Source organism: Serratia montpellierensis (assembly GCF_020858655.1).
GTDB classification, from domain to species: Bacteria; Pseudomonadota; Gammaproteobacteria; order Enterobacterales; family Enterobacteriaceae; genus Serratia; species Serratia montpellierensis.
Genome location: NZ_VOSN01000022.1, coordinates 147,718 through 172,394 on the forward strand (window position 1 = coordinate 147,718; position 24,677 = coordinate 172,394).

Genomic DNA, 24,677 nt, shown 5'->3' on the forward strand with positions numbered 1-24,677 from the left:
AATTTTTTGCTGCATCGCGTTGAATCTTGCCGCTTTTACCGGCGCAATGCCAACCGGCGCGCGCGTCGGGGTCGGCATTAAGATTAACACAATCGTTTCGTAGCGCTGCCCGGGCGCAACAATTTTCGTTACGGCAGGGGGCCGCCGTTAGCGTTTGGTTGATGTTTGTCTCGGTATGCTGCCGGGGGTTTTTGTTGCGGGAAATAATCGAATGAAGATAGCGGTGCGGATAATCATTTCGCTTCTGTGCTTTGCCGGCGCGGTATTTTTTTATTTTCAGGCCAAGCAGGTTTTTTGCCAGCAGGTCTCTTTTATCCTGGATCCCTCCTACCGTTGCGGCACGCTGGGTGGGTAAACGCGCGGATTATAAGCGGATAACCTGCAGATTTTACCGAATCCTGCGCGGGATATCACATCTTGCGCTAAAATTCAGTATGTTATGTCGTCAAATTATAAATCATCCCACTGTATTTATTGGTTATTCATCGATTGATGCCGTCTATGGCAACGATTGAACGGAAGATGCGGTTGTTACTTTTATTGATCCTGCGCATCAAGTAGAATGCCGTTCAACGAGAACCCGTACCAACAGAAGTATTACTCGAAGCAATGACCCTGCTGGCGTTAGGTATAAATCACAAAACCGCTCCGGTTTCTCTGCGTGAAAGGGTGACCTTCTCGCCAGAGTCCATCGATGAGGCGCTGACCAGCTTGCTCCAACAACCGTTGGTGCAGGGCGGCGTCGTGTTGTCCACCTGCAACCGCACCGAGCTGTATCTCAGCGTGGAGCAGCAGGAACACATGCACGAGCAGCTGGTCGCCTGGCTGTGCGCGTACCACAACCTGCGCCCGGAAGAGGTGAAGAAAAGCCTGTACTGGCATCAGGGCAACGACGCAGTCAGCCATCTGATGCGGGTGGCCAGCGGGTTGGACTCACTGGTACTGGGCGAACCGCAGATCCTCGGCCAGGTGAAAAAGGCCTTCGCCGAGTCGCAACGCGGCCAATCGCTGTCCGGCGAGCTGGAGCGCCTGTTCCAGAAATCCTTCTCCGTCGCCAAGCGCGTGCGCACCGAAACCGACATCGGCGCCAGCGCGGTCTCCGTGGCGTTTGCCGCCTGCACCCTGGCGCGGCAGATCTTCGAATCGCTGGCCGATCTCAACGTCTTGCTGGTGGGCGCCGGTGAAACCATCGAGCTGGTGGCGCGCCACCTGCGCGAGCACAAAGTGCGGCACATGATCATCGCCAACCGCACCCGCGAGCGCGCGCAGCTGCTGGCGGACGAGGTGGGCGCGGAAGTGATCACCCTGCCGGAGATCGACGAACGCCTGGCGGACGCCGACATCATCATCAGTTCCACCGCCAGCCCGCTGCCGATCATCGGCAAGGGGATGGTGGAACGCGCGCTGAAGGCGCGCCGCAACCAGCCGATGCTGCTGGTGGATATCGCCGTACCGCGTGATATCGAGCCGGAAGTCGGCAAACTGGCCAACGCCTATCTGTACAGCGTGGACGATCTGCACGCCATCATTCAAAGCAACCTGGCGCAGCGCAAAGCGGCGGCGGTGCAGGCGGAGTCGATCGTGCAGCAGGAAAGCACCAACTTCATGGCCTGGCTGCGCTCGCAGGGCGCGGTGGAAACCATCCGCGACTACCGTTCGCAGGCCGACCAAATTCGCGCAGAGATGGAGGCCAAAGCGCTGGCCGCCATCGCGCAGGGTGCCAACGTGGAGCAGGTTATTCACGAGCTGGCCCATAAACTGACCAACCGTCTTATTCATGCCCCCACCAAATCCCTCCAGCAGGCCGCCGGCGACGGCGACGTGGAGCGGTTGCAGTTATTACGCGACAGCCTCGGGCTGGATCAGCATTAGTTTTCTCTATTAACAGGGTTTATTACCACGCATGAAGCCTTCTATTGTTGCCAAACTGGAAGCGTTACAAGAGCGCCATGAAGAAGTGCAGGCGCTGCTCGGCGATGCCGGCGTCATCGCCGACCAAGACCGGTTCCGCGCGCTGTCGCGAGAATACGCGCAGCTGACCGACGTCAGCCGCTGCTTCCTGGAATGGCGTCAGGTGCAGGAGGATCTGGAGACGGCGGAAATGATGCTGGACGATCCGGAAATGCGCGAGATGGCGCAGGAAGAGCTAAAACAGGCGCGGGCGGCCAGCGAAGAGCTGGAACAGCAGCTGCAGGTGTTGCTGCTGCCGAAAGATCCGGACGATGAGCGCAGTTGCTTCCTCGAAGTGCGCGCCGGCACCGGCGGCGATGAGGCGGCGATCTTCGCCGGCGATCTGTTCCGCATGTACAGCCGCTATGCGGAAAGCCGCCGCTGGCGCGTCGAGATGATGAGCGCCAACGAAGGTGAACACGGCGGCTTCAAAGAAGTGATTGCCAAAGTTTCCGGCGACGGCGTGTACGGTCAGCTGAAGTTTGAATCCGGCGGCCACCGCGTGCAGCGCGTGCCGGAAACCGAATCCCAGGGGCGCATCCACACCTCCGCCTGCACCGTGGCGGTGATGCCGGAAGTGCCGGAAGCCGAGCTACCGGACATCAACCCGGGCGATCTGAAAATCGACACCTTCCGCTCCTCCGGCGCCGGCGGCCAGCACGTTAACACCACCGACTCGGCGATCCGTATCACCCACCTGCCGACCGGCATCGTGGTGGAATGCCAGGACGAACGTTCACAGCACAAAAACAAAGCCAAGGCGATGTCGGTGCTGGGCGCGCGCATTCGCGCCGCCGAGATGGCCAAGCGCCAGCAGGCCGAGGCGTCCACTCGCCGCAACCTGCTGGGCAGCGGCGACCGTTCCGACCGCAACCGCACTTACAATTTCCCGCAGGGGCGGGTAACCGACCACCGCATCAACCTGACGCTCTACCGTCTGGACGAAGTGATGGAAGGCAAACTGGACATGCTGATCCAGCCGATCGTGCAGGAGTATCAGGCCGATCAGCTGGCTGCGCTGTCCGCCGAGCAAGAGTGATGGACTATCAACACTGGCTGAAAACCGCCGCCGCGCGTTTGATCCATAGCGACAGCGCCCGGCGCGACGCGGAAATCCTGTTGGGTTTCGTGACCGGCAAGGCCAGAACCTTCCTGATGGCGTTCGGCGAAACCCTGCTGACGCCGCCGCAGCAACAGCAGCTGGAGACGCTGCTGGCGCGCCGCGAACGCGGTGAGCCGGTGGCCTATCTGGTGGGCGAGCGCGAGTTTTGGTCGCTGCCGCTGTCGGTTTCACCCGCGACGCTGATCCCACGCCCGGATACCGAATGCCTGGTGGAACTGGCGTTGGCGCGCCTGCCGCCGCAACCCTGCCATTTCCTCGATCTCGGCACCGGCACCGGCGCCATCGCGCTGGCGCTGGCCAGTGAGCGCCCGGATTGTTCGGCTATCGGCATCGATGTGCAGCCAGAGGCGGTTGCGCTGGCGCAGCACAATGCGCGCAAGCTGAAGATCGACAACGTCCGATTTCTACAGGGCAGCTGGTTTGCGCCGGTGGCGGGGCAACGCTTCGCACTGATCGCCAGCAATCCACCCTATATCGACGCCGCCGATCCGCATTTGTCGCAGGGCGACGTGCGCTTCGAGCCCGGCAGTGCGCTGGTCGCCGCGGATCATGGGCTGGCGGATCTGGCCGCCATCGTGCGCCAGGCGCCGCACTATTTGCAGCCGCAGGGCTGGCTGCTGTTGGAACATGGTTGGCAGCAGGGTGAGAGCGTGCGCGCGCTGCTGCAGGCCGCCGGATTTTCCGCTGTCGCCACCCACCGTGATTACGGCGACAACGACCGCGTGACGCTCGGCCAATGGCCGGGGTAAGCGCCTCTCATAATAACGACGCCCGAGCCATTTAAGGGAGCATCATGACTGCATACACCGCGTTGAAACATTTCCATTTGCTGACGGTCGCCATCAGTATTACCTTGTTTGTGCTGCGTTTCTTTTGGCAGTGGCGCCGCTCGCCGATCATGGGCCGCCGCTGGGTCAAGATAGCGCCGCACCTGAACGATACGCTGCTGTTCGTCAGCGGCATCGCGCTGGTGGTGACGTTCGGGTTTTATCCGCTGCTGGGTATGGACTCATGGCTGACCGAGAAGCTGTTTGGCGTTATTATCTATATCCTGCTTGGCTACGTCGCATTGGGCAAGAAGACCAAAAGTCAGCGGCTGCGAACCGTGGCGTTCGTGCTGGCGTTGGGCTGTCTGTATCTGATAATTAAACTTGCCACGACGAAAATACCGTTTCTGATGGGATACCTATGAGTAGCATTGCTGATTTTGAATTTAACACCTCGCCGCTGAGCGAAGGGGTGATCCTGGTGTCGCAGTCGGTGCGGCGCGATTTTCCCGCTGCCGACGTGGAGCGCAAGCTGCAACAGCTGGTGGATGAAGCGCGCGCGGCGGTGCCGGTCGATATCACTCAGGAGCAGCAACTGGATGCGCTCATCGAACTGTTCTACAAGACCTGGGGGTTCGGCGGCGCCAGCGGCGTTTACCGCCTGTCGGACGCCATCTGGCTGGACAAGGTGCTGGAAGGGCGGCAGGGCACGCCGGTTTCGCTGGGCACCATTTTCCTGCACATCGCCAACGCGCTGGATCTGCCGCTGTTGCCGGTGATTTTCCCCACTCAGCTGATCCTGCGTGCCGATTGGCTGGACGAAGAGCTGTGGCTGATCAACCCGCTGAACGGTGAAACCCTGAGTGAGCACCAGCTGGAAGTGTGGATCAAGGGCAACCTGGGGCTGGGCGCCGAACTGGAAGACGACGACCTCGACGAGTCGGAGAACATCATGGTGGTGCGCAAGATGCTGGATACGCTGAAGGCCGCCCTGATGGAAGAAAAACAGCTGGAAATGGCGCTGCGCACCAGCGAAACGGTGCTGTGCTTCGATCCGGAAGATCCGTACGAGATCCGCGACCGTGGGCTGATTTACGCCCAGCTGGAGTGCAACCATATCGCGATTTCCGATCTCAACTATTTTGTCGAGCAGTGTCCTGAAGACCCGGTCAGCGAAGTGATCAAAGTACAGATCCACTCGATTGAGCCGAAACAGGTGACGCTGCATTAATTCAATGACTCCGTGCAGTTTGCAAGGCGACGGTTACAACCTTAACAAAGGCGAAAGCATGAAACAGAAAGTGGTTAGCATTGGCGATATCGACGTAGCAAACGATCTGCCGTTTGTGCTGTTTGGCGGTATGAACGTGCTGGAATCGCGCGATCTGGCGATGAGCATCTGCGAGCACTACGTTACCGTGACGCAAAAACTGGGCATTCCTTACGTATTCAAAGCCTCTTTCGACAAAGCCAACCGTTCTTCCATCCACTCGTACCGCGGTCCGGGCCTGGAAGAAGGGATGAAGATCTTCGAAGAGCTGAAAAAAACCTTCGGCGTGAAAATCATCACCGACGTGCATGAAGCGGCACAGGCGCAGCCGGTTTCCGAAGTGGTGGACGTGATCCAGCTGCCGGCCTTCCTGGCGCGTCAGACCGATCTGGTGGAAGCGATGGCGAAAACCGGCGCGGTGATCAACGTCAAGAAGCCACAGTTCGTCAGCCCGGGGCAGATGGGCAATATCGTCGACAAGTTCAAAGAAGGCGGCAACGACCAGGTGATCCTGTGCGATCGCGGCAGCAACTTTGGCTATGACAACCTAGTGGTCGACATGCTGGGCATCAACGTGATGAAAAACGTGACCGGTGGTCATCCAGTGATCTTCGACGTAACCCACGCACTGCAGACCCGCGATCCGTTCGGCGCCGCGTCCGGCGGCCGTCGTGCTCAGGTGGCCGAGCTGGCGCGCGCCGGTATGGCGGTTGGCCTAGCCGGCCTGTTCCTCGAAGCGCACCCGGATCCGAAAAACGCCAAGTGCGACGGCCCGTCCGCGCTGCCGTTGGACAAGCTGGAGCCGTTCCTGGCGCAGATGAAAGCCATCGACGACCTGGTGAAGAGCTTCCCGGAGCTGGATACCAGCAACTAAGCGCTCGTCGCCATAAAAAAAGCCCGACTCGTCGGGCTTTTTTACGTTTAGGCGCCGGTGGCCGCCAGCGCTTCCGGCAGCGTCGGGTAGAACTGCAAGCGGCCCTCGATCGGCTGCACCCGCGCACGCGCCAGGGTTTTCAGCGGCTGGAACGGCACGTCGGTGATCACCAGTTTCTTGTCCGCCGGCAGCACGTCGATAAAGCGACGCAGGGCGCTCAGACCGCCGGCATCGAGCACCGGCACCGCATCCCATTGCAGCACGATCGTGCGGTAACCTTCGCTGCGCGCCAGCAGTTCGGTAAAGATGCGCTCGGCGGCGGCGAAGAACAGCGGGCCGTTCACCCGCAGCACCAGGCGGCCGTCGCCGGCACTCAGCTCGCTCAACCGCGTCATGCGGGCGATGCGGCGCATAAACAGCAGCGAAGCCAGCACGATGCCCACGGTAATGGCGATCACCATGTCGAACAGCACCGTCAGCGACATGCACAGCAGCAGCACCAGAATGTCGTCCTTCGGCGCCCGGCGCAGCAGGTAAACCACCTTGTGGGCCTCACTCATGTTCCAGGCGACCATCAACAGCAGCGCCGCCATGGCCGCCAGCGGCAGATAAGAGAGCCACGGCGCCAGCACCAGCAGCGCCAACAGCACCAGCAGCGCGTGGATGATGGCGGATACCGGTGAGGTGGCACCGGCGCGCACGTTGGCCGCCGAACGGGCAATCGCGGCGGTAGCGGTGATGCCGCCGAAGAACGGCGCGATGATGTTGCCCGCGCCCTGGCCGATCAGTTCGCTGTTCGAGTTATGCTTCTTGCCGGTCATGCCGTCGAGCACCACGGCGCACAGCAGTGACTCGATCGCGCCGAGCATTGCCATCGAAAACGCCGCCGGCAGCAGGGCGGAGACGGTTTGCCAACTCAGAGTGAACGGCTGCCCGCCGCCGCCCGGCAGATCCCAGGGCAGCAACAGCTGCGGCAGGATCGGCGGAATGCCTTGGCCGCTGCTGCCGTCGGCCAGCAGGTAGCTGAAGCGCGAGCCGATGGTTGCCACCGGGTGGTCAAACAGCGCCAGCAGCCCCATCAGCGCGGTGCCCGCCAGCAGCGCCGGCAGGTGGCCCGGCACCCGCAGGCCGAGCTTGGGCCAGAAGATCAGGATCAGCAGCGTCACCGCGCCGATCAGGGTATCGCCGAAATCCAGCGTCGGCAGCGCCTGCAGCAGGGCGTACAGCTTGCCGACGTAATTTTCCGGTGTGTGCGCCAGCTGCAGCCCGAAGAAGTCCTTGATCTGCATGGTGGCGATGGTGATGGCGATGCCGGAGGTAAAGCCCAGCGTCACCGGCAGCGGAATGTACTCGATCAGCCGGCCAAGGCGCGCCAGCCCCATCAGCAGCAGAAATACCCCGGAGATCAGCGTGGCGACCAGCAGGCCGGCCAGGCCGAACTGCTGCGAGACCGGATAGAGGATCACCACGAAGGCGGCGGTGGGGCCGGAGACGCTGTAGCGCGAACCGCCGCTGACGGCGATGACAATGCCGGCGACGGCGGCGGTATACAGGCCGTACTGCGGCGGCACGCCGCTGGCGATCGCCAGCGCCATCGCCAGCGGAATGGCGATAATACCGACCGTCACCCCGGCGATAGCGTCTTTCAGCAACCGCGCCAGGCTATAAGGTTCCCGCCAGCAGGCATCTATCAGCGCGCTGAAGGGGCGAATTTTGTTTATTTCATGCGTTTTCATCTACGGTGCGTACCAAATCTTCAAAAGTGAAAGGAATGGCGGGCCCGATGAGGTCCGTCTTGTCACGTGACAGATACCATACGCCTTTTGTTCAGCGGATTACCAGACCTGTGTCAATTTGGCACAGGAAATCAGAGAGTCGTCGTTTTATCCGGCGCTAAATGCCGTTAACAGGTAAGTCAGCCGCAGATTCTGCGGCTGAAAAAGAAAGGAATAATCAAGGTTTTGACGGTTAGTGCAGAGCGGGTAGGGATAAGCCGAGAAAGTGGGCTAAAGTGCTTACCAACAGCTGGTGATCTTCCTTCTGCGGCGCGCCGGAAATGCTGATGCTGCCGACGCAGCCGAGGCCGGTCAGGGTGAGCGGGAAGGCGCCGCCGTGCACCGAATAGTCGCGCACGCTCAGCCCGTAGCGCTCCTCCAGCGACGTTTGCCGCTGCTGCAGACGCAGGCCGATGGCGTACGAACTTTTGTGAAAATGGTTCACCAGATTGCGCTTGCGCCGCACCCAGTCGGCAATGTCCGGCGTGGCGCCCGGCAGGGCGTAATAAAACAGCGTTTGCCCGGCCAGTTGGATTTCGATGGCGATGCTCAGGCCGCGTCGCTCGGCGGCGGTTTTCAGCGCCGCGCCCAGCTCCCAGGCGGTGGTGGCGTCAAAATGGGTAAAGGCCAGCGTCGCTTCCTGTTCGCTGAGCGCCTGCAGTTCATCGTCGATATTCATGCGTTTCTCCCCCGATATACAAAGGACAGAGTAGCCTGAAGCGAGCGTCGTGAGATAGACGGCTTGGCGATAAGATAGAACTGCTACTCTATTAATAGACCGTGTAAAATGGCCGCCGCTGAAGCGGAGACGACAGGGATGCGTTATTCAACGTCTGTACATTACCCCTGGCGACCCCGAGGAGCGCGCTGACTATCTATGACTTACATTGCGTCCATTTCCACCCTTTACAGCGACGCTTGCATTACCTATGCCACGCTGTCGGTAAGCTATTTCATTCTCAGCAAGAGTGCCCCATTTTCTTACCGTTCCGCGCTGTGGAAACGCGTCGTTTTCGGCCTGCTGGCCGGGGTGGCGGTGCTGTATTTGAGTCAGGATCGGCTGGCGTTGACCGATAAGGTGCATTACAGCTTTGCGATGATCCCAATGATACTGGTGACCTTCTTCGGCGGCGGCGTCAGCGGGCTGGTGAGTTTTCTGTTCGCCATGGCGCTCACCGGCGGCGTCACCGTCGATAACCTGTTCATCGCTTCAATCATTGCGCCGCTGTTGCTGTCGCGGGTGTGGTTGAAGAAATCCCATCGGACGTTTTACCTGACGATCGGCGTCATCGCGCTGTATCGCATCGCGGTGGTGTGGCTGCTGGTGGACCTGAGCGGGCTATGGACGGATGTGTTGCTGTACCAGGCCGTGTCCGCGCTCTGCCTGGCGATTTGCTATCATGCGCTGAATTTCAAAGAGCGTCATATCTACGCCTATTTCGCGATGCGCGCGCGCGCCACGACCGACAGCCTGACCCACATCAACAACCGCGCCAGCGTCGATTACCAGCTGATGCTGCAGCGTGCCGAACGTCGTCCGTGCGGGCTGATGATCCTCGATTTGGATAACTTCAAAAGCATCAACGATACCTACGGTCACCCGGCCGGTGACGTGCTGCTGGCGAGCGTCGGCCGGCTGCTGCAAAACAGCGTGCGTAACGAGGACTTTGTCGGACGCTACGGCGGCGAGGAGTTTATGGTGATCACCGCCAGCTACGATCCGCAGGTCATCGGCGGAGTGGCGGAGCGCATTCGCAGCGCGGTGGAAAGTTCGACGTTCTTGCTGAATGCGCACGACGAAGCACATATCACGCTGTCCATCGGCGTGTCGCTGTATCTGCCCGGCATGACGCTGGACAAGGCGATCGCCATGACCGACGAAGCGTTATATGAGGCGAAGCGCAGCGGCAAAAACCGGGTGGTAACCAGCCGCGTGATGCAGCTGGCGCCGCTGGGGGCCGGTTTTCCGCGCGAATAAGCCGCCTCCCGCCGTGCAGGTGGGAGGCGTTGGTTCAGGCCGCCAGCGTGTGTTCGCGGAAGGCGTCCAGCAGCTCTTCGGTGAACGTCAGGCGTTTCTGGCGATCGGCCAGATCGAGCGTGAACTTCAGCTTGCTCGGGCCGTCCAGGCGGTAAACCTGCGGATTGCCCTGCAACAGGCCGATCAGATAACCCGGGTCGACGCGGTTGTTGTCGCCGAACTCGATAAAGCCGCCGCGCTCGTTGCTCTCGATGCGTTTGATCCCCAGCTTCTGCGCATGCAGGCGCAGCGCCGCGCACTGCAACAGGTTGCGCGCCGCATCCGGCAGCTGGCCGAAGCGGTCGATCAGCTCGACCTTCAGCTCATCCAGCTCGCCGTCGTTCTTCGCGCTGGCGATGCGCTTATACAGTGACAGGCGGGTATTGACGTCGGGAATGAAGTCTTCCGGCAACAGCGCCGGCATGCGCAGCTCCACTTCGGTCTGGCTGCTGGTGAGATCTTCCAGCGACGGCTCGCGGCCGTTTTTCAACGCGTCGACGGCGCTTTCCAGCAGCTCCATGTAGAGCGAGAAACCGACGGTGGTCATCTGGCCGCTCTGGTCTTCGCCCAGCAGCTCACCGGCGCCGCGGATCTCCAGATCGTGGGTCGCCAGGGCGAAACCGGCGCCGAGATCTTCCAGCGACGCGATGGCTTCGAGCCGTTTATGGGCGTCGGTGCCCATGGCTTTCGGGTTTGGCGTCAACAGATAGGCGTAAGCCTGATGGTGCGACCGCCCGACGCGGCCGCGCAGCTGGTGCAGCTGCGCCAGGCCGAAGCGATCGGCGCGCTCAATGATGATGGTGTTGGCGCTGGGGATATCGATGCCGGTTTCGATGATGGTAGTGCACACCAGCACGTTGAAGCGCTGGTGATGGAAATCGTTCATCACCCGTTCCAGATCGCGTTCGCGCATCTGGCCGTGGCCGATGGCGATGCGCGCTTCCGGCACCAGTTCCGCCAGGCGCTGCGCCGCTTTCTCGATGTTTTCCACGTCGTTGTAGAGGTAGTAAACCTGGCCGCCGCGCAGCACTTCGCGCAGGATCGCCTCGCGCACCACCAGGCTGTCGTATTCGCGCACGAAGGTCTTCACCGCCAGCCGGCGCGCCGGTGGGGTGGCGATGATCGACAGATCGCGCATGCCGCTCATCGCCATGTTCAGCGTACGCGGGATCGGCGTGGCGGTCAGCGTCAGGATATCGACGTCGGCGCGCATCGCTTTGATGCGCTCCTTGTGGCGCACGCCAAAGCGGTGCTCTTCATCGACGATCAGCAGCCCCAGGTCTTTCCAGCGCAGATCGCTCTGCAACAGCTTGTGGGTGCCGATGATGATGTCCACCTTGCCTTCGGCCGCGTCGTCCAGCACCTGCTGCTGCTCTTTGGCGCTGCGGAAGCGCGACATCATCTCGATGCGGATCGGCCAGGTGGCGAAGCGATCGCGGAAGTTGTCGAAGTGCTGCTGCGCCAGCAGGGTGGTCGGCACCAGCACCGCCACCTGCTTGCCGTTTTCCACCGCCAGGAAGGCGGCGCGCATCGCCACTTCGGTTTTGCCGAAGCCGACGTCGCCGCATACCAGGCGGTCCATCGCCAGCGGTTGGCACATATCGCTCAGCACCGCATTGATCGCCTGTTCCTGATCCGGCGTGGTTTCGAACGGGAAGCTCTGGCAGAACAGCTGGTACTGTTCGCGGTTGTGTTTGAAGGCGAAACCGGCCTTGGCGGCACGCTGGGCGTAGATATCCAGCAGCTCCGCCGCCACGTCGCGCACCCGTTCGGCCGCTTTCTGCCGCGCGCGCGTCCAGGCGTCGCCGCCCAGTTTGTGCAGCGGGGCGTTTTCGTCCGCGCCGCCGGCATAACGGCTGATCAGATGCAGCGAAGAAACCGGCACGTACAGCTTGTCCTCACCGGCGTAGGAGAGGATCAGGTACTCGGCCTTGATGCCGCCGGCCTCCAGCGTGGTCAGGCCGACGTAGCGGCCGACGCCGTGCTCCAGATGCACCACCGGCTGGCCGGGATGCAGCTCCGCCAGGTTGCGGATCAGAGTATCGGTATTGATGGTGCGTCGGTTATCCTGCCGGCGGCGGCTGACGCGCTCGCCGAGCAGATCGCTTTCGCAGATCAGCGCCCGCTGGCGCAGGCCGTCGAGGAAGCCGTGTTCGGCGGCGCCGACCATCATGTAACGGCCCGCCGTTTCCGCCTGATCGAGGCGCTGAATCAGCGCCGGCGCCAGCTTGATGCGGCCGAGCAGATCCTGCAGCGTTTCACGCCGCCCCTCGCTCTCGACGGAGAAAATCACGCTGCCGTCGAAGCCTTCGATAAAGCGCCGCAGATTATCCAGCGGGGATTTATGCTGCGCCTGCACCGCCAGATCGGGCAGGGCATGGTAGTCCAGATTGGTATTGCCGGCCTTGGCCGGCAGCTCATCGGTTTTCAGCGCGATGCGCGGCCAGGCCTTCAGCTCGCCGAACAGCGCGTCAACGCGCAGCCACAGCGTATCCGGCGCCAACAGCGGCCGCATCGGATCGACGCGGCGGCTTTCGTAACGCTGATTGACGTCCTGCCAGAAGCGCTCGGCGGCGCCCTCCAGATCGCCGGTGTTGACGATCAGCGTGTTGGCCGGCAGGTAGCTGAACAGCGACGGCAGCGGTTGGCTGAAGAACAGCGGCTGCCAGTATTCGATGCCGGCCGGCCAGGCGCTTTTGCTGACCTGCTGATAGATATGCTCGGCGTCGCGGCGCACCTCAAACTGCTCGCGCCACTGGCTGCGGAACAGCTCGATGGCGTTCTTGTCGGTGGGGAACTCGTGGGCCGGCAACAGATTGATGGCCTCAACTTCGCTCAGCGTGCGCTGGGTATCGACGTCGAAGATGCGCAGACTGTCGATTTCGTCATCGAAAAAGTCGATGCGGTAAGGCTCATCGCTGCCCATCGGGTAGAGATCGAGCAGCGCGCCGCGGGTGGCGAATTCGCCGTGCTCCATCACCTGATCGACGCTGCGGTAGCCCGCCTGTTCCAACTGCGCGCGCAGCTTGTCGCGCGACAGGCGCTGGCCTTTTTTCATTACCAGGGCGTGGCCGTGCAGGAACTCGTGCGGGCAGACGCGCTGCATCAGGGTGTTGACCGGCAGAATGATCACGCCGCGCGCCATGGTCGGCAGGTGATACAGGCTCGACAAACGATCTGAGATGATTTCCTGATGCGGCGAGAAGCTGTCGTACGGCAGGGTTTCCCAGTCGGACAGCGTGGTCACCATCTGGTCGGTGAACTGCTGGAGCTCGTCGCGCAGCCGCAGGGCGTTTTGCATGTCCGGCGCGATCAGCATCACCGGGCCAGGGTGGCGTTCGACGATCTCGGCGCACTCCACGGCGCAGGCTGCGCCGGTCAGTTGCCCCAGCTGGCGCAGATCGCCCGCGCGATCGGGCAGAGAATAACGAGGGGATGAAGAACGGTTACGGCTATCGGAAGTGCTCATTCAGGTATCTTTAATCAATGTGTTGGATGGCGTCCCGGCACGGATAACCCAGCGCCTTTATGCTGTTTATAGTAGCCCAGCGGCCGCCAAACTGACACAGCAAAAAGCGCTATACCCTGATGTTCCGTCTGCTATTTAACCGATGCGCCGCGTTAATTTTCGCCGGCCAGGGCGAGATAGTGCGCAATCTTGTCGACGTCGAGATTGCCGCCGCTGACGATAACGCCGACCTTTTTACCGCGCAGATCGAGCAGGCTGTTCATCGCCGCCGCGGCCGCCAGGCAGCCGGTCGGTTCGACCACCATTTTCATCCGTTCCATAAAGAAGCGCATTTGCCGACACAGCTGAGCGTCGCTGACCGTCAGAATGCCTTCGACATATTCTTGAATGATCGGGAAGGTCAGCCGCCCGACCTGTTGGGTCTGCGCGCCGTCGGCAATAGTTTTCGGCACCGGGATGTGCACCGGTTCGCCACGCAGAAAGGCTTGCTGAACGTCGTTGCCGGCTTCGGGCTCGACGCCGAACACGCGGCAGCCCGGTGACCAGTGATGCGCCGCTACCGCGCTGCCGGCCAGCAGGCCGCCGCCGCCGGTGCACACCAACAGCAGATCCAATGGCCCGGTCTCTTCAAACAGCTCCTTGGCGGCGGTGCCCTGGCCGGCGATCACCTGCGGGTAATCGTACGGTGGCACCAGCGTCAGGCCCCGCTCTGCGGCCAGGCGTCGGGTGATTTTTTCACGATCTTCGCTGTGGCGCTGATAGATGACCACGTTGGCGCCATAGCCGCGCGTGGCCGCCTGCTTGGCCGCAGGGGCGTCATGGGGCATCACGATGGTGGCGTTGACGCCCAGCTCGTGTGCCGCCAGCGCTATCGCCTGCGCGTGGTTGCCGGATGAAAAGGCGATCACTCCGGCCCGGCGTTGCTCTGCACTGAGTTGCGCGATGGCGTTATAGGCGCCGCGAAATTTGAAGGCGCCGATGCGCTGAAAATTTTCGCACTTGAAGAACAGCTGCGCGCCGGCGATCTGATCGGCCTGACGCGAAGTCATGACCGGCGTGCGCAGGGCATGCCCGGCGATAACGTCGGCGGCGGTGGCAATATCGGCGGCGGTGATGCAGTGTGGGACTGAACTCATGACGACCTCGCGCGGCTAAGGGATGGACGATAAATTGCTTGATAGGGATTTTTAATTTACTCTTTGTAAAGTTATTGTCAAATGGTTAACTCAATGAGCGATATCAGGCAGGAAAATGCGCTGTTGCTGCGCGAAGCTGAAAAAATTGTTCAGGCATTGGGCGTGATGTTCGCGCCCGGTTGCGAAGTGGTGCTGCACGATCTGACCCAGCCCGATCGCGCTATCGTTGCTATCGCCAACAACCTGTCCAACCGCCGTATCGGCGACGCCGCGACGGAAATGGGGCTGGAGCGCATCGCGTCGCCGGAGTTTCCAGACGTGGTGCAGAACTATGCCAGCATGTTTCCGGACGGGCGGCCGGCCAAAAGCACCTCGATCGGCCTGCGCAATAGCCAGGGCCGCTTTGTGGCGGCGATTTGTCTCAATCTGGATGTGTCTATCTTTAACAGCGTCACCGCTATCCTGCAGCAGTTGACGGCGGTGGTGCAAAGCGCCGCGCCCCAGGCGGCAGAGAGCGCGCGTTCGCTGTCGGACATCGCTGCGGCGATCAATGCATTCGCCGCGTCGCACGCCACCCAGCCACGCGCGCTGTCATCGGAACAGCGCTTTCAGGTGGTGCAACAGCTGAAACAGCAAGGGTATCTGCAGCTGCGCGGCGCGGCCACCATGGTGGCCGAAGCGCTCGGCATCTCGCGGGTGTCGGTCTATAACCTGCTCAAGCGAGACGCGGGATGAGGGGCAGCCCGGCGCAATAAAAGGCCGCCGGGTGTTCCCTAAACGAGGGAGAGCCTTTATTATCCATGATCACTTTGCTTAAGCCACGGCTATCAAACGGATTTCATGTATCAACCTGTCGCGTTATTCATTGGCCTGCGCTACATGCGCGGGCGAGCCTCAGACCGCTTCGGGCGGTTTGTTTCCTGGCTTTCCACCATCGGCATTACGCTGGGGGTGATGGCGTTGGTCACCGTGCTGTCGGTGATGAACGGTTTCGAAAAGGATCTGGAGAACAACATCCTCGGCCTGATGCCGCAGGCGTTGGTCACCAGTCCGCAAGGATCGGTCAACCCGCAGCAGCTGCCGGCCTCTGAGGTGCAGAAGCTGCAGGGCGTCACGCGCGTTGCGCCGCTGACCACCGGTGACGTGGTGCTGCAAAGCGCCCGCAGCGTGGCGGTCGGGGTGATGCTCGGCGTCAATCCCGACGAGGCCGATCCGCTGACCCCGTATCTGGTCAACGTCAAGCAGCAACAGCTGCAACCGGGCCAATACAACATCATCATCGGCGAACAGCTGGCGGGGCAACTGGGCGTCAAGCGCGGCGATTCGCTGCGCGTGATGGTGCCGAGCGCCAGCCAGTTCACGCCGATGGGCCGCATTCCCAGCCAGCGATTGTTCACTATCATCGGCACCTTCCACGCCAACAGTGAGGTGGACGGCTATCAGCTGCTGGTCAACCAACAGGACGCCTCGCGCCTGATGCGCTACCCGGCCGGTAACATCACCGGCTGGCGCCTGTTCCTGCAACAGCCGCTGACGGTCGATACCCTCAGCCAACAGGCGCTGCCGGCGGGCACGGTATGGAAAGACTGGCGCGACCGCAAGGGCGAGCTGTTCCAGGCGGTGCGTATGGAGAAAAACATGATGGGGCTGCTGCTCAGCCTGATCGTGGCGGTGGCAGCGTTTAATATCATTACGTCGCTCGGCCTGCTGGTGATGGAAAAGCAGGGCGAGGTCGCCATTCTGCAGACCCAGGGGCTGACTCGCCGCCAGATCATGTCGGTGTTCATGGTGCAGGGCGCCAGTGCCGGCATCATCGGTTCGCTGCTCGGCACGCTGCTCGGCGTGCTGCTGGCCACCAACCTGAATAACCTGATGCCGATCCTCGGCGCCTTGATCGACGGCGCTTCGCTGCCGGTGGCGGTCGATCCGCTGCAGGTGACGATCATCGCCGTGGTGGCGATGGCGGTTTCCCTGTTGTCCACGCTTTATCCTTCATGGCGCGCTGCCGCCGTACAACCCGCTGAGGCTTTACGTTATGAGTAACCATCTTTTGCTGCAGTGTGACAACCTGTGCAAGACCTATCAGGAAGGCAATCTGCACACCGACGTGCTGCGCAACGTCAGCTTTGCCATGCAGCAGGGCGAGATGATGGCGATCGTCGGCAGCTCGGGTTCCGGCAAGAGCACCCTGTTGCACCTGCTGGGCGGGTTGGACTCACCGACCTCCGGCGAGGTGATTTTCAAGGGCGAATCGCTGAACGCCATGTCTTCAGCGGCCAAGGCCGAGCTGCGCAACCGTCAGCTGGGCTTCATCTATCAGTTCCACCATCTGCTGCCGGATTTCACCGCGCTGGAAAACGCCGCCATGCCGCTGTTGATCGGCGGCACCAAACCGGCGCAGGCGCAGGAGAAAGCGCGGGAGATGCTGGCGGCGGTCGGGTTGGAAAAACGCAGCAAACACCGCCCGTCCGAGCTTTCCGGCGGCGAGCGTCAGCGCGTGGCGATCGCGCGCGCGCTGGTCAACAACCCGGCGCTGGTGCTGGCGGACGAACCGACGGGTAACCTGGATAAACGCACCGCGGACAGCATCTTCGATCTGCTGGGCGAGCTGAACGTGCGTCAGGGCACCGCGTTCCTGGTGGTGACGCACGATCTGCAGCTGGCCAAGCGTCTGAGCCGCCAGCTGGAAATGGCCGACGGCCACCTGCAGGCGCAGCTGACCCTGATGGGGGCCGAGTAATGGCGGGAGCCTCACTGTCCTTCCTGACGGCCCTGCGTTTCAGCCGCGGCCGTAAACGCGGCGGCATGGTGTCGCTGATCTCGGTCATCTCCACCATCGGCATTGCGCTGGGGGTGGCGGTGCTGATCGTCGGCCTGAGCGCGATGAACGGCTTTGAGCGCGAGCTGAAGAACCGCATTCTGGCGGTGGTGCCGCACGGCGAACTCGAGCCGGTCAATCAGCCGTTCAGCGGCTGGCCGTCGATTCTCCAGCGGGTGGAAAAGGTGCCGGGCATTGTGGCCGCCGCGCCGTACATCAACTTTACCGGCCTGATGGAGAACGGCGCGCAGCTGCGCGCGGTGGAAGTCAAAGGCGTTGATCCGCAGCAGGAGAGCCGGCTGAGCGCGCTGCCGCAGTATGTGCAGGGCGACGCCTGGGCTAACTTCAAGCCCGGCGAGCAGCAGGTGATCCTCGGCAAGGGCGTGGCCGACGCGCTGGGCGTCAAGCAGGGCGCCTATGTGACGGTGATGATCCCCAACAGCGACCCGGAAATGAAGCTGCTCCAGCCGAAGCGCATCCGTCTGCACGTGACCGGCATTTTGCAGCTCAGCGGCCAGCTCGATCACAGCCTGGCGCTGGTGCCGCTGGCCGATGCGCAGCAGTATCTCGATATGGGTGACAGCGTCACGGGCATCGCCCTCAAGATGAACGACGTGTTCGCCGCCAATAAACTGGTGCGCGACGCCGGCGAAGTGACCAATTCTTATATCAAAATCAAAAGCTGGATCGGCAAATACGGCTACATGTACCGCGATATCCAGATGATCCGCGCCATTATGTACCTGGCGATGGTGCTGGTGATCGGCGTGGCCTGCTTCAACATCGTCTCCACGCTGGTGATGGCGGTGAAAGACAAAAGCGCCGACATCGCGGTGCTGCGCACCCTGGGTGCCAAAGACGGCTTTATTCGCGCCATCTTCATCTGGTATGGGCTGCTGGCCGGGCTGCTGGGCAGCCTGAGCGGCGTGGTGATCGGGGTGATCGCCTCGCTGCAGCTGACCAACATCATCCGGGGCATCGAGAAACTGGTCGGCCACTCCTTCCTGTCGGGCGATATCTACTTCATCGACTTCCTGCCTTCCGAGCTGCACTGGCTGGACGTGCTGATCGTGCTGGCAACCGCCATCGTGCTGAGCCTGTTGGCCAGTTGGTATCCGGCCAGGCGCGCCAGCCGCATCGACCCAGCGCGGGTGCTGAGCGGACAATAAAACCCACGGGGAGGCAGCGATGCCGCCCCGTTTTTTTAGCCTGGGGATGGGTTATGTACTACGGTTTCGATATGGGCGGCACCAAGATTGAGCTGGGGGTGTTCGACGACCACCTGCAGCGCATTTGGCAAAAGCGGGTGCCGACGCCGCGTGAAGATTACCGGCAGCTGCTGGCCACGCTGTGCGATCTGACCCTTGAGGCGGATGCGTTTTGCGGCCGGCGCGGCAGCGTCGGCATCGGCATCCCGGGCCTGCCCAACGACGATGACGGCACGCTGTTTACCGCCAACGTGCCGGCGGCGATGGGGCGACCGCTGCCGCGCGATCTGGCGGCGCTGATCGGGCGCGAGGTGCGGGTCGATAACGACGCCAACTGCTTTGCGCTGTCGGAGGCCTGGGACGACGAGTTTCGCCGCTACCCGACGGTGCTGGGCATCATCCTCGGCACCGGCGTAGGCGGTGGGCTGATCGTCGACGGCAAGACGGTGCCTGGGCGCAACTATATCGCCGGCGAGTTCGGCCATTTGCGCCTGCCGGTGGATGCGCTTGAGGTCTTGGGGCGTGATGTGCCTCGCGTTGCCTGCGGGTGCGGCCATCAGGGTTGCATTGAAAACTACATATCGGGCCGCGGTTTCGAATGGATGTACGCCCATTTTTATGGCCGGCACTTGCCCGCCACCGAGATCATTGCGCATTATCAGGCGGGTGAGCCGCAGGCGGTGGCTCACGTCGACCGTTTTATGGACGTGCTGGCGATCTGCCTGGGCAACCTGCTGACGGTGCTGGATCCGCATCTGGTGGTGATCGGCGGTGGGCTGTCGAACTTCGACGCCATTTACCAGGCGTTGCCGCAGCGACTGCCGGCGCACCTGCTGCGGGTGGCCCGGCTGCCGCGCATCGAGAAGGCGCGCTATGGCGACGCCGGCGGCGTGCGCGGCGCAGCGTTCCTCAATTTGGCTCGCCCAAAGTAATGGGCGTTGAGGCTAGGCGGCAATGGCATTCACGTCAGGTGCTTACTCGAGTAAGTGACTGGGGTGAATGTATGCAGCCAACAACGCCGCAACGTCCAGTAAGAAGGGTAAACAGGGAAAAGTAAGGAGAGAGTTAATGCACACTCGCCATCGGCTGTGTCAGTTTCGCAAGAGTAAGCATGTGCTGCATCAGCGCTTTCGTTCACGTATTTTTCACCGTGACACCATGGCGGCGGCCGAGCTGAAAAAGCCGTTTGTGGTGGTGTTGACCGGTGCCGGCATTTCGGCCGAGTCGGGCATTCGCACCTTCCGCGCCGCGGATGGGCTGTGGGAAGAGCACCGGGTGGAGGACGTCGCCACGCCGGAAGGTTTTCAGCGCGATCCGGCGCTGGTGCAGGCGTTCTACAACGAACGTCGCCGCCAGCTGCAGACCGAGGAGATCGTCCCGAACGCCGCGCACCGCGCGTTGGCGGATCTGGAAGAGTGGCTGGGGGACAACTTCCTGCTGGTCACGCAAAACATCGATAACCTGCATGAACGCGCCGGCAGCAAGCGGGTGCTGCACATGCACGGCGAATTGCTGAAGGTGCGCTGCACCCAGTCGGGGCAGGTGTTCGAATGGCCCGGCGATCTCAGCGTCGACGATCGTTGCCACTGCTGCCAGTTCCCGGCGCCGCTGCGGCCGCACGTGGTGTGGTTCGGTGAGATGCCGCTGGGCATGGACGACATCTATCAGGCGTTGAGCAAGGCCGATTTCTTCGTCGCCATCGGCACCTCAGGCCACGTCTATCCGGCGGCCGGCTTCGTGCATGAGGCGCGGCTGGGCGGCGCCTACGCGATGGAGCTGAACCTGGAGCCGAGCCAGGTGGAGAGCCAGTTCGACGAGAAACACTACGGTCTGGCCAGCGAAGTGGTGCCGCGTTTTGTGCACAAATTCCTGGTGGGCAAGGTGGCGAGGGCCGATAAGCCCTGAGAAAGCCATCAGGGCGCACTGCGCGCCCTGATGGGATGGCGGGGCGTATTAGCGCCCGGCTTTCAGCTTTTGGAAGTAGCTTTCGTACAGCGTGCTGGCGTCGCCGACGTCGTTTTGCCACTCGCCGTGCTCAATCACCGCCTTATCCGGGTAGAGTGACTTGTCGTTGGCGATCTCCGGCGACAGCAGCTTCTTCGCCGCCAGGTTCGGCGTCGGATAACCGATGGTTTCCGCTACCTGCACCGCGATTTCCGGCCGCAGCAGGAAGTCGATCAGCTTCAGCGCGCCCTCGACGTTGCGCGCGTTGGCCGGAATGGCCAGGCTGTCCATCCAGAAGATCCCGCCTTCCTTCGGCCAGACGATCTCCAGCGGCGTGCCGGCCTGGCGCGCCACGAAGGCCGAACCGTTCCACACCATACCGACGTTGACTTCCCCTTCCATAAACGGGTTGCCCGGGTTGTCGGAGTTGAAGGCCAGCACGTTCGGCATCAATTTCTGCAGTTCGTGGTAGGCGGCTTCGATCTCTTTCGGGTCGGTGGTGTTGCCGGAATAGCCCAGCTTGAGCAGCGCCATCTGGAACACTTCACGCGCATCGTCGGTCAGCAGCAGGCGGCCTTTATACTGTGGCTGCCACAGATCGGCCCAGGACGTGACGGTGGACGGCTCCTGCGCGTCGCTGTTAACGCCGATGGCGGTGGCGCCCCAGATATAGGGGATGGAGTAGTCGTTGTTGGGATCGAACGGTTTGTTCAACAGGGCAGGATCGAGATCCTTGAAGTGGCTGAGTTTGCTCTTGTCGATTTTTTGCAGCATGCCTTCCTTGCTCATCTTGGCGATGAAGTAGGTGGAAGGCACCACCAGATCGTACGCGCCGTCTTTATAGGTCTTCAGCTTGGCGTACATGCTTTCGTTGGATTCATAGGTGGAATAGATCACCTTGATGCCGGTTTCCTTGGTGAACTGCTCCAGCAGCCCCGGCGGAACGTATTCAGTCCAGTTATAGAAATACAGCGTTTTGCCGTCAGAGGCGTTTGCAGAGCAGAAACTCAGCGCCATCATCCCGGCTGCGAGCAGATGTGACCACTTTTTCATGCAGCGTATCCTTCAGCAGTAGTGAGCCGAACCCGTATGGGCAAACCGTTTGGCGGCTGCGCCATACCCCAGAAAGGGGCCATTATAGGGGCCGGGGCGGGGTGGGTAAAGGCGGTTATCCCAGCGGCAAATCAGCGGGTTAACCGAGTCTGGGCGTTCAAGAACGGCCGCAGTCATATCACTGCGGCCAATGAAAGAGGCGGGCGCTGCCTCGCCCGGTGGTAATGATTACTCGGCCTTGGCGGAGCGATCGCGCATCACCCACTGGCTGGCGATCACCAGCACCAGCGACAGCAGCAGCAAAATGGTGGCCAGCGCGTTGACCTCCGGCGAGACGCCGACTTTCACCATCGAATAGATCTTCAGTGGCAAAATCTCGTAGCTCGGCCCGGTGACGAAGGAGGAGACGACCACGTCGTCCATCGACAGGGTAAAGCTCAGCAGCCAGCCGGCCGCCACCGCCGGCATCGCCAGCGGCAGGATGATTTTGCGCAGGATGGTGAACTCGCTTGCGCCGAGATCGCGCGCGGCTTCCAGCATCTTCACGTCGAAGCCTTTCAGGCGCGCGTAGACGGTCACTACCACGAACGGCAGGCAGAAGGTGATGTGCGAGAACAGCAGCGACCAGAAGCCGAGCGAAATGCCGAGCAGCATGAACAGCACCAGCAGCGAGATGGCCATCACGATGTCCGGCGACATCATCACCACGAACAGCATGCCGCCGACGAACGGCTTGCCGCGGAAGCGGTAGCGGTACAGCGCCACCGCGGTCAGCGAGCCGATCAGGGTGGCGAAGGTAGCGGAGAGCACTGCCATGGTCAGCGAGTGCCCCGCGGCCTGCAGCAGGCTGTCGTTATTCAGCAGCGTGCCGTACCACTTGGTGGTGAAACCTTGCCAGTTGATGCCAAAGCGCGAAGCGTTGAAGGAGTTGACGATCAGGATGACGATCGGGATATACAGATAGGCGTATACCAGCGTCATAAAGCCGCCGCGCAGCAGACGTCCGATCATGCCAGATCCTCCTTCTTGTTCAGCAGACGGGCGGCCCGGTAATAGACCAGCAGCAACAGCCCCATCACCAGCGTCAGACAGATGCTGGTGGCCGCGCCGAATGGCCAGTCGCGGATATTGAGGAACTGGCTTTTAATCACGTTGCCGATCAATAGATTCTTGGCGCCGCCCATCAGATCGGCGACGAAGAACAGCCCCATCGCCGGCAGCACCACCAGCAGGCAGCCGGCGATAATGCCCGGCATGGTCAGCGGCACGATGATGCGGATAAAGGTCTGCAGCTTGCTGGCGCCGAGATCGCGCGCCGCCTCCAGGCAAGACTTATCGAGCTTTTCGATGCTGGAGTAGAGCGGCATCACCATAAACGGCAGCAGGATATACACCAGGCCGAGGATCACCGCTTCCGAGGTGTACATGATGCGCAGCGGCTTGTCGATGACGCCGATCCACAGCAGCGCGTCGTTGAGATAGCCGCGGGTGCTGAGAAACAGCTTCAGGCCGTAGATGCGGATCAGCGAGTTGGTCCAGAAGGGGACGATCAGCAGAAACAGCAGCAGCGGCCGCACCTTCTGCGGCAACCGCGCCAGGATAAAGGCGAACGGATAGCCAATCACCAGGCAGCACAGGGTGGCGATCAGCGCCATGTTCAGCGAGTGCAGCAGCACCTGGGCGTACAACGGATCGAACAAGCGCCGGTAGTTATCCAGCGTGAACACCATCTGCACCAGATTGGCGTCGTCGCGGGTCAGGAAGCTGGTGCCGATGATCATCAGATTCGGCATGAACACGAACAGCAGCAGCCAGGCGACGACGCCGACGATCACCACATTCTGGAAGACTTTACGCGATTTCTTCATCGGCCAGCACCACCTCCCAGCTTTCAACCCAGGTCACCGCCATTTTCTGATTGAGCGAGTGATCGACGTCCGGATCGTCTTCGTTGAAGAACTCGCTGACCATCACCGTTTTGCCATTCTCCAGCTCGACCACCGACTCCAGCGTCATGCCTTTGTAGTTGCGCTCGCGCACGTAACCGATCAGCCCGTCGTGCTGCGCGCTGTCGTTCACTTCTTCCACCCGCAGATCTTCCGGGCGCAGCAGCACCTTCAGCCTTTGGCCTGTCTCCACCGGCAGATCGGCGTAGATGTCGCACTCGCGGCCTTCGACGTTGGCGCGTACCCGCTGCGGATCGAGACGTTGCAAAACCACCGCGTCGAAGATGTTAATCTCGCCGATGAAGCTGGCGACGAACAGATTCTTCGGCTCTTCGTAGATCTCACGCGGCGTGCCGTCCTGTTCGATGCGGCCTTCGCGCATCACCACGATGCGGTCCGACATGGTCAGCGCTTCTTCCTGATCGTGGGTAACGAACACGAAGGTGATACCCAGCTTGCGCTGCAGCGCCTTCAGCTCGTTCTGCATCTGTTTGCGCAGCTTGTAGTCCAGCGCCGACAGCGATTCGTCCAGCAGCAGCACCTTCGGCTTGTTGACCACCGCGCGGGCGATGGCCACGCGCTGCTGTTGGCCGCCGGAGAGCTGCCCCGGCCGCCGTTTGGCGAACGCATCCAGCTGCACCATGCGCAGCGCCTCTTCGACGCGCGGCGTCAGTTCCGCCGCCGGCACCTTTTGCATGCGCAGGCCGAAGGCGACGTTGTCGAACACCGACATGTGCGGAAACAGGGCATAGCTCTGAAACACGGTGTTGACGTGGCGATGTTCGGCCGGAATGGCAGTGACGTCCTGGCCGTCGAGCACGATACGGCCCCGATCGGCGTCTTCCAGACCGGCGATCAGGCGCAGCACCGTGGTTTTGCCACAGCCGGAGGGGCCGAGAATGGTGAGGAATTCGCCGTGGTTAATCGTCAGTTCAAGATCGGCAATGATGGTTTTGCCATCGAACGCTTTGCTCAGGGCATGCAGTTCAACAAGGGGTGCTCGAGAGGATGTCTCAGTCATTTATCGTATTACTCTATCCCGTGGGCTAATGCAGATAGAACCGCAACTGGAAAAGACTGCCGGAGCTTGCGGGATGCCCGCTGATCAAATGAAGCTCAAACCAGTTGCGCCAATGGAAATTTTTCGAGCGCGCATGATAGACGCTGAATGCCGGAATTGAAAGCCGATCCGGCCCAGATGCCGCGTTTTTCATCATGATAGCGACAAATGACCCTGTGATGACAGTGTTATTTCCCTCAGAAATCATCACAAAGATTAATGATATTGGCGAATTCTGGTTAAAAATGACCTGACGCAATATTTGAT

Annotated in this window: 22 protein-coding genes; 13 read left to right on the forward strand and 9 right to left on the reverse strand. The window is 61.4% G+C overall.

Going from position 1 to position 24,677, the window contains the following annotated elements; all coding sequences use genetic code 11:
- Positions 1-609 precede the first annotated feature (609 nt).
- The 6 genes from hemA to kdsA are packed head-to-tail and all read left to right on the forward strand — an operon-like array spanning position 610 to position 5,984.
- Positions 610-1,872, forward strand: coding sequence for a glutamyl-tRNA reductase (gene hemA, locus FUU19_RS22905; protein WP_033638164.1), 1,263 nt, complete (start codon positions 610-612; stop codon positions 1,870-1,872).
- Between the two features lie 31 nt (positions 1,873-1,903).
- The gene (prfA, locus tag FUU19_RS22910; protein WP_089180799.1) at positions 1,904-2,989 is read left to right on the forward strand and encodes a peptide chain release factor 1; all 1,086 of its coding nucleotides are present in this window, start codon (positions 1,904-1,906) and stop codon (positions 2,987-2,989) included.
- Entirely contained in the window at positions 2,989-3,822 is an 834-nt protein-coding gene (gene prmC / locus FUU19_RS22915; protein WP_202669354.1) for a peptide chain release factor N(5)-glutamine methyltransferase, read from the forward strand. The genes prfA and prmC overlap by 1 nt, the downstream gene beginning before the upstream one ends.
- A gap of 41 nt (positions 3,823-3,863) precedes the next feature.
- Positions 3,864-4,265, forward strand: coding sequence for a SirB2 family protein (locus FUU19_RS22920; RefSeq protein WP_171455054.1), 402 nt, complete (start codon positions 3,864-3,866; stop codon positions 4,263-4,265).
- Positions 4,262-5,071, forward strand: a complete 810-nt coding sequence (gene sirB1 / locus FUU19_RS22925) for an invasion regulator SirB1 (RefSeq protein WP_016928096.1) — start codon at positions 4,262-4,264, stop codon at positions 5,069-5,071. The genes FUU19_RS22920 and sirB1 overlap by 4 nt, the downstream gene beginning before the upstream one ends.
- Before the next feature lie 58 nt (positions 5,072-5,129).
- Positions 5,130-5,984 (forward strand): 3-deoxy-8-phosphooctulonate synthase, encoded by an 855-nt coding sequence (kdsA, locus tag FUU19_RS22930; RefSeq protein WP_038872048.1) that lies wholly within the window; start codon positions 5,130-5,132, stop codon positions 5,982-5,984.
- Positions 5,985-6,031: 47 nt separating this feature from the next.
- Here the strand turns inward: kdsA and dauA are convergent, their stop codons facing one another.
- Together dauA and FUU19_RS22940 are read right to left on the reverse strand one after the other, a co-directional pair.
- Positions 6,032-7,720, reverse strand: a complete 1,689-nt coding sequence (dauA, locus tag FUU19_RS22935; protein ID WP_230490457.1) for a C4-dicarboxylic acid transporter DauA — start codon at positions 7,718-7,720, stop codon at positions 6,032-6,034.
- A gap of 232 nt (positions 7,721-7,952) precedes the next feature.
- Positions 7,953-8,438, reverse strand: a complete 486-nt coding sequence (locus FUU19_RS22940) for a heme-degrading domain-containing protein (protein ID WP_141969348.1) — start codon at positions 8,436-8,438, stop codon at positions 7,953-7,955.
- Between the two features lie 198 nt (positions 8,439-8,636).
- Between FUU19_RS22940 and FUU19_RS22945 the strand changes: the two genes are divergently transcribed.
- Positions 8,637-9,737, forward strand: coding sequence for a GGDEF domain-containing protein (locus tag FUU19_RS22945; protein WP_230490458.1), 1,101 nt, complete (start codon positions 8,637-8,639; stop codon positions 9,735-9,737).
- 34 nt (positions 9,738-9,771) lie between these two features.
- Here FUU19_RS22945 and mfd read toward each other — a convergent pair whose 3' ends face one another.
- Positions 9,772-13,245 (reverse strand): transcription-repair coupling factor, encoded by a 3,474-nt coding sequence (gene mfd / locus FUU19_RS22950; RefSeq protein ID WP_141969344.1) that lies wholly within the window; start codon positions 13,243-13,245, stop codon positions 9,772-9,774.
- 152 nt (positions 13,246-13,397) lie between these two features.
- Positions 13,398-14,381 (reverse strand): threo-3-hydroxy-L-aspartate ammonia-lyase, encoded by a 984-nt coding sequence (locus tag FUU19_RS22955; protein WP_230490459.1) that lies wholly within the window; start codon positions 14,379-14,381, stop codon positions 13,398-13,400.
- A gap of 93 nt (positions 14,382-14,474) precedes the next feature.
- Between FUU19_RS22955 and FUU19_RS22960 the strand changes: the two genes are divergently transcribed.
- The 6 genes from FUU19_RS22960 (at position 14,475) to cobB (ending at position 20,312) form a co-directional block, all read left to right on the forward strand.
- Positions 14,475-15,116: a helix-turn-helix transcriptional regulator gene (locus FUU19_RS22960; RefSeq protein WP_202669357.1), complete on the forward strand. Its 642-nt coding sequence runs from the start codon at positions 14,475-14,477 to the stop codon at positions 15,114-15,116.
- A gap of 105 nt (positions 15,117-15,221) precedes the next feature.
- Positions 15,222-16,424 (forward strand): lipoprotein-releasing ABC transporter permease subunit LolC, encoded by a 1,203-nt coding sequence (gene lolC, locus FUU19_RS22965; protein WP_141969339.1) that lies wholly within the window; start codon positions 15,222-15,224, stop codon positions 16,422-16,424.
- Positions 16,417-17,121 carry a lipoprotein-releasing ABC transporter ATP-binding protein LolD gene (gene lolD / locus FUU19_RS22970; RefSeq protein WP_141969337.1) on the forward strand — a complete coding sequence of 235 codons (705 nt, stop codon included), beginning with the start codon at positions 16,417-16,419 and terminating at the stop codon, positions 17,119-17,121. The genes lolC and lolD overlap by 8 nt, the downstream gene beginning before the upstream one ends.
- Entirely contained in the window at positions 17,121-18,368 is a 1,248-nt protein-coding gene (gene lolE / locus FUU19_RS22975; protein WP_202669358.1) for a lipoprotein-releasing ABC transporter permease subunit LolE, read from the forward strand. Before lolD ends, lolE begins: the two co-directional genes overlap by 1 nt.
- Positions 18,369-18,421: 53 nt before the next feature.
- On the forward strand, positions 18,422-19,339 hold the full coding sequence (gene nagK / locus FUU19_RS22980; RefSeq protein WP_230490460.1) for an N-acetylglucosamine kinase: 918 nt from the start codon (positions 18,422-18,424) through the stop codon (positions 19,337-19,339).
- Between the two features lie 136 nt (positions 19,340-19,475).
- Positions 19,476-20,312 carry a Sir2 family NAD+-dependent deacetylase gene (gene cobB / locus FUU19_RS22985; protein WP_197811063.1) on the forward strand — a complete coding sequence of 279 codons (837 nt, stop codon included), beginning with the start codon at positions 19,476-19,478 and terminating at the stop codon, positions 20,310-20,312.
- A gap of 48 nt (positions 20,313-20,360) precedes the next feature.
- On the opposite strand, the gene potD is transcribed toward cobB, so the two are convergent.
- The 5 genes from potD to FUU19_RS23010 all read right to left on the reverse strand — a co-directional run bounded on the left by potD (position 20,361) and on the right by FUU19_RS23010 (position 24,669).
- Positions 20,361-21,404: a spermidine/putrescine ABC transporter substrate-binding protein PotD gene (potD, locus tag FUU19_RS22990; protein ID WP_060419358.1), complete on the reverse strand. Its 1,044-nt coding sequence runs from the start codon at positions 21,402-21,404 to the stop codon at positions 20,361-20,363.
- Between the two features lie 228 nt (positions 21,405-21,632).
- The gene (gene potC, locus FUU19_RS22995; protein WP_230490461.1) at positions 21,633-22,415 is read right to left on the reverse strand and encodes a spermidine/putrescine ABC transporter permease PotC; all 783 of its coding nucleotides are present in this window, start codon (positions 22,413-22,415) and stop codon (positions 21,633-21,635) included.
- Positions 22,412-23,272: a spermidine/putrescine ABC transporter permease PotB gene (potB, locus tag FUU19_RS23000; RefSeq protein WP_025302510.1), complete on the reverse strand. Its 861-nt coding sequence runs from the start codon at positions 23,270-23,272 to the stop codon at positions 22,412-22,414. The genes potC and potB overlap by 4 nt, the downstream gene beginning before the upstream one ends.
- Positions 23,256-24,371, reverse strand: a complete 1,116-nt coding sequence (potA, locus tag FUU19_RS23005) for a spermidine/putrescine ABC transporter ATP-binding protein PotA (protein WP_141969329.1) — start codon at positions 24,369-24,371, stop codon at positions 23,256-23,258. The genes potB and potA overlap by 17 nt, the downstream gene beginning before the upstream one ends.
- A gap of 25 nt (positions 24,372-24,396) precedes the next feature.
- A complete protein-coding gene (locus FUU19_RS23010) occupies positions 24,397-24,669 on the reverse strand; it encodes a hypothetical protein (protein WP_101456414.1) in 273 nt (90 codons plus the stop codon).
- Positions 24,670-24,677 lie beyond the last annotated feature (8 nt).

Bases quoted from the DNA above. Each gene is read 5' to 3' on its own strand.
- hemA (WP_033638164.1), top strand. From the start codon at position 610: ATGACCCTGCTGGCGTTAGGTATAAATCACAAAACCGCTCCGGTTTCT.
- prfA (WP_089180799.1), top strand. From the start codon at position 1,904: ATGAAGCCTTCTATTGTTGCCAAACTGGAAGCGTTACAAGAGCGCCAT.
- prmC (WP_202669354.1), top strand. From the start codon at position 2,989: ATGGACTATCAACACTGGCTGAAAACCGCCGCCGCGCGTTTGATCCAT.
- sirB1 (WP_016928096.1), top strand. From the start codon at position 4,262: ATGAGTAGCATTGCTGATTTTGAATTTAACACCTCGCCGCTGAGCGAA.
- kdsA (WP_038872048.1), top strand. From the start codon at position 5,130: ATGAAACAGAAAGTGGTTAGCATTGGCGATATCGACGTAGCAAACGAT.
- dauA (WP_230490457.1), bottom strand. From the start codon at position 7,720: ATGAAAACGCATGAAATAAACAAAATTCGCCCCTTCAGCGCGCTGATA.
- FUU19_RS22940 (WP_141969348.1), bottom strand. From the start codon at position 8,438: ATGAATATCGACGATGAACTGCAGGCGCTCAGCGAACAGGAAGCGACG.
- FUU19_RS22945 (WP_230490458.1), top strand. From the start codon at position 8,637: ATGACTTACATTGCGTCCATTTCCACCCTTTACAGCGACGCTTGCATT.
- mfd (WP_141969344.1), bottom strand. From the start codon at position 13,245: ATGAGCACTTCCGATAGCCGTAACCGTTCTTCATCCCCTCGTTATTCT.
- FUU19_RS22955 (WP_230490459.1), bottom strand. From the start codon at position 14,381: ATGAGTTCAGTCCCACACTGCATCACCGCCGCCGATATTGCCACCGCC.
- FUU19_RS22960 (WP_202669357.1), top strand. From the start codon at position 14,475: ATGAGCGATATCAGGCAGGAAAATGCGCTGTTGCTGCGCGAAGCTGAA.
- lolC (WP_141969339.1), top strand. From the start codon at position 15,222: ATGTATCAACCTGTCGCGTTATTCATTGGCCTGCGCTACATGCGCGGG.
- lolD (WP_141969337.1), top strand. From the start codon at position 16,417: ATGAGTAACCATCTTTTGCTGCAGTGTGACAACCTGTGCAAGACCTAT.
- lolE (WP_202669358.1), top strand. From the start codon at position 17,121: ATGGCGGGAGCCTCACTGTCCTTCCTGACGGCCCTGCGTTTCAGCCGC.
- nagK (WP_230490460.1), top strand. From the start codon at position 18,422: ATGTACTACGGTTTCGATATGGGCGGCACCAAGATTGAGCTGGGGGTG.
- cobB (WP_197811063.1), top strand. From the start codon at position 19,476: ATGCACACTCGCCATCGGCTGTGTCAGTTTCGCAAGAGTAAGCATGTG.
- potD (WP_060419358.1), bottom strand. From the start codon at position 21,404: ATGAAAAAGTGGTCACATCTGCTCGCAGCCGGGATGATGGCGCTGAGT.
- potC (WP_230490461.1), bottom strand. From the start codon at position 22,415: ATGATCGGACGTCTGCTGCGCGGCGGCTTTATGACGCTGGTATACGCC.
- potB (WP_025302510.1), bottom strand. From the start codon at position 23,272: ATGAAGAAATCGCGTAAAGTCTTCCAGAATGTGGTGATCGTCGGCGTC.
- potA (WP_141969329.1), bottom strand. From the start codon at position 24,371: ATGACTGAGACATCCTCTCGAGCACCCCTTGTTGAACTGCATGCCCTG.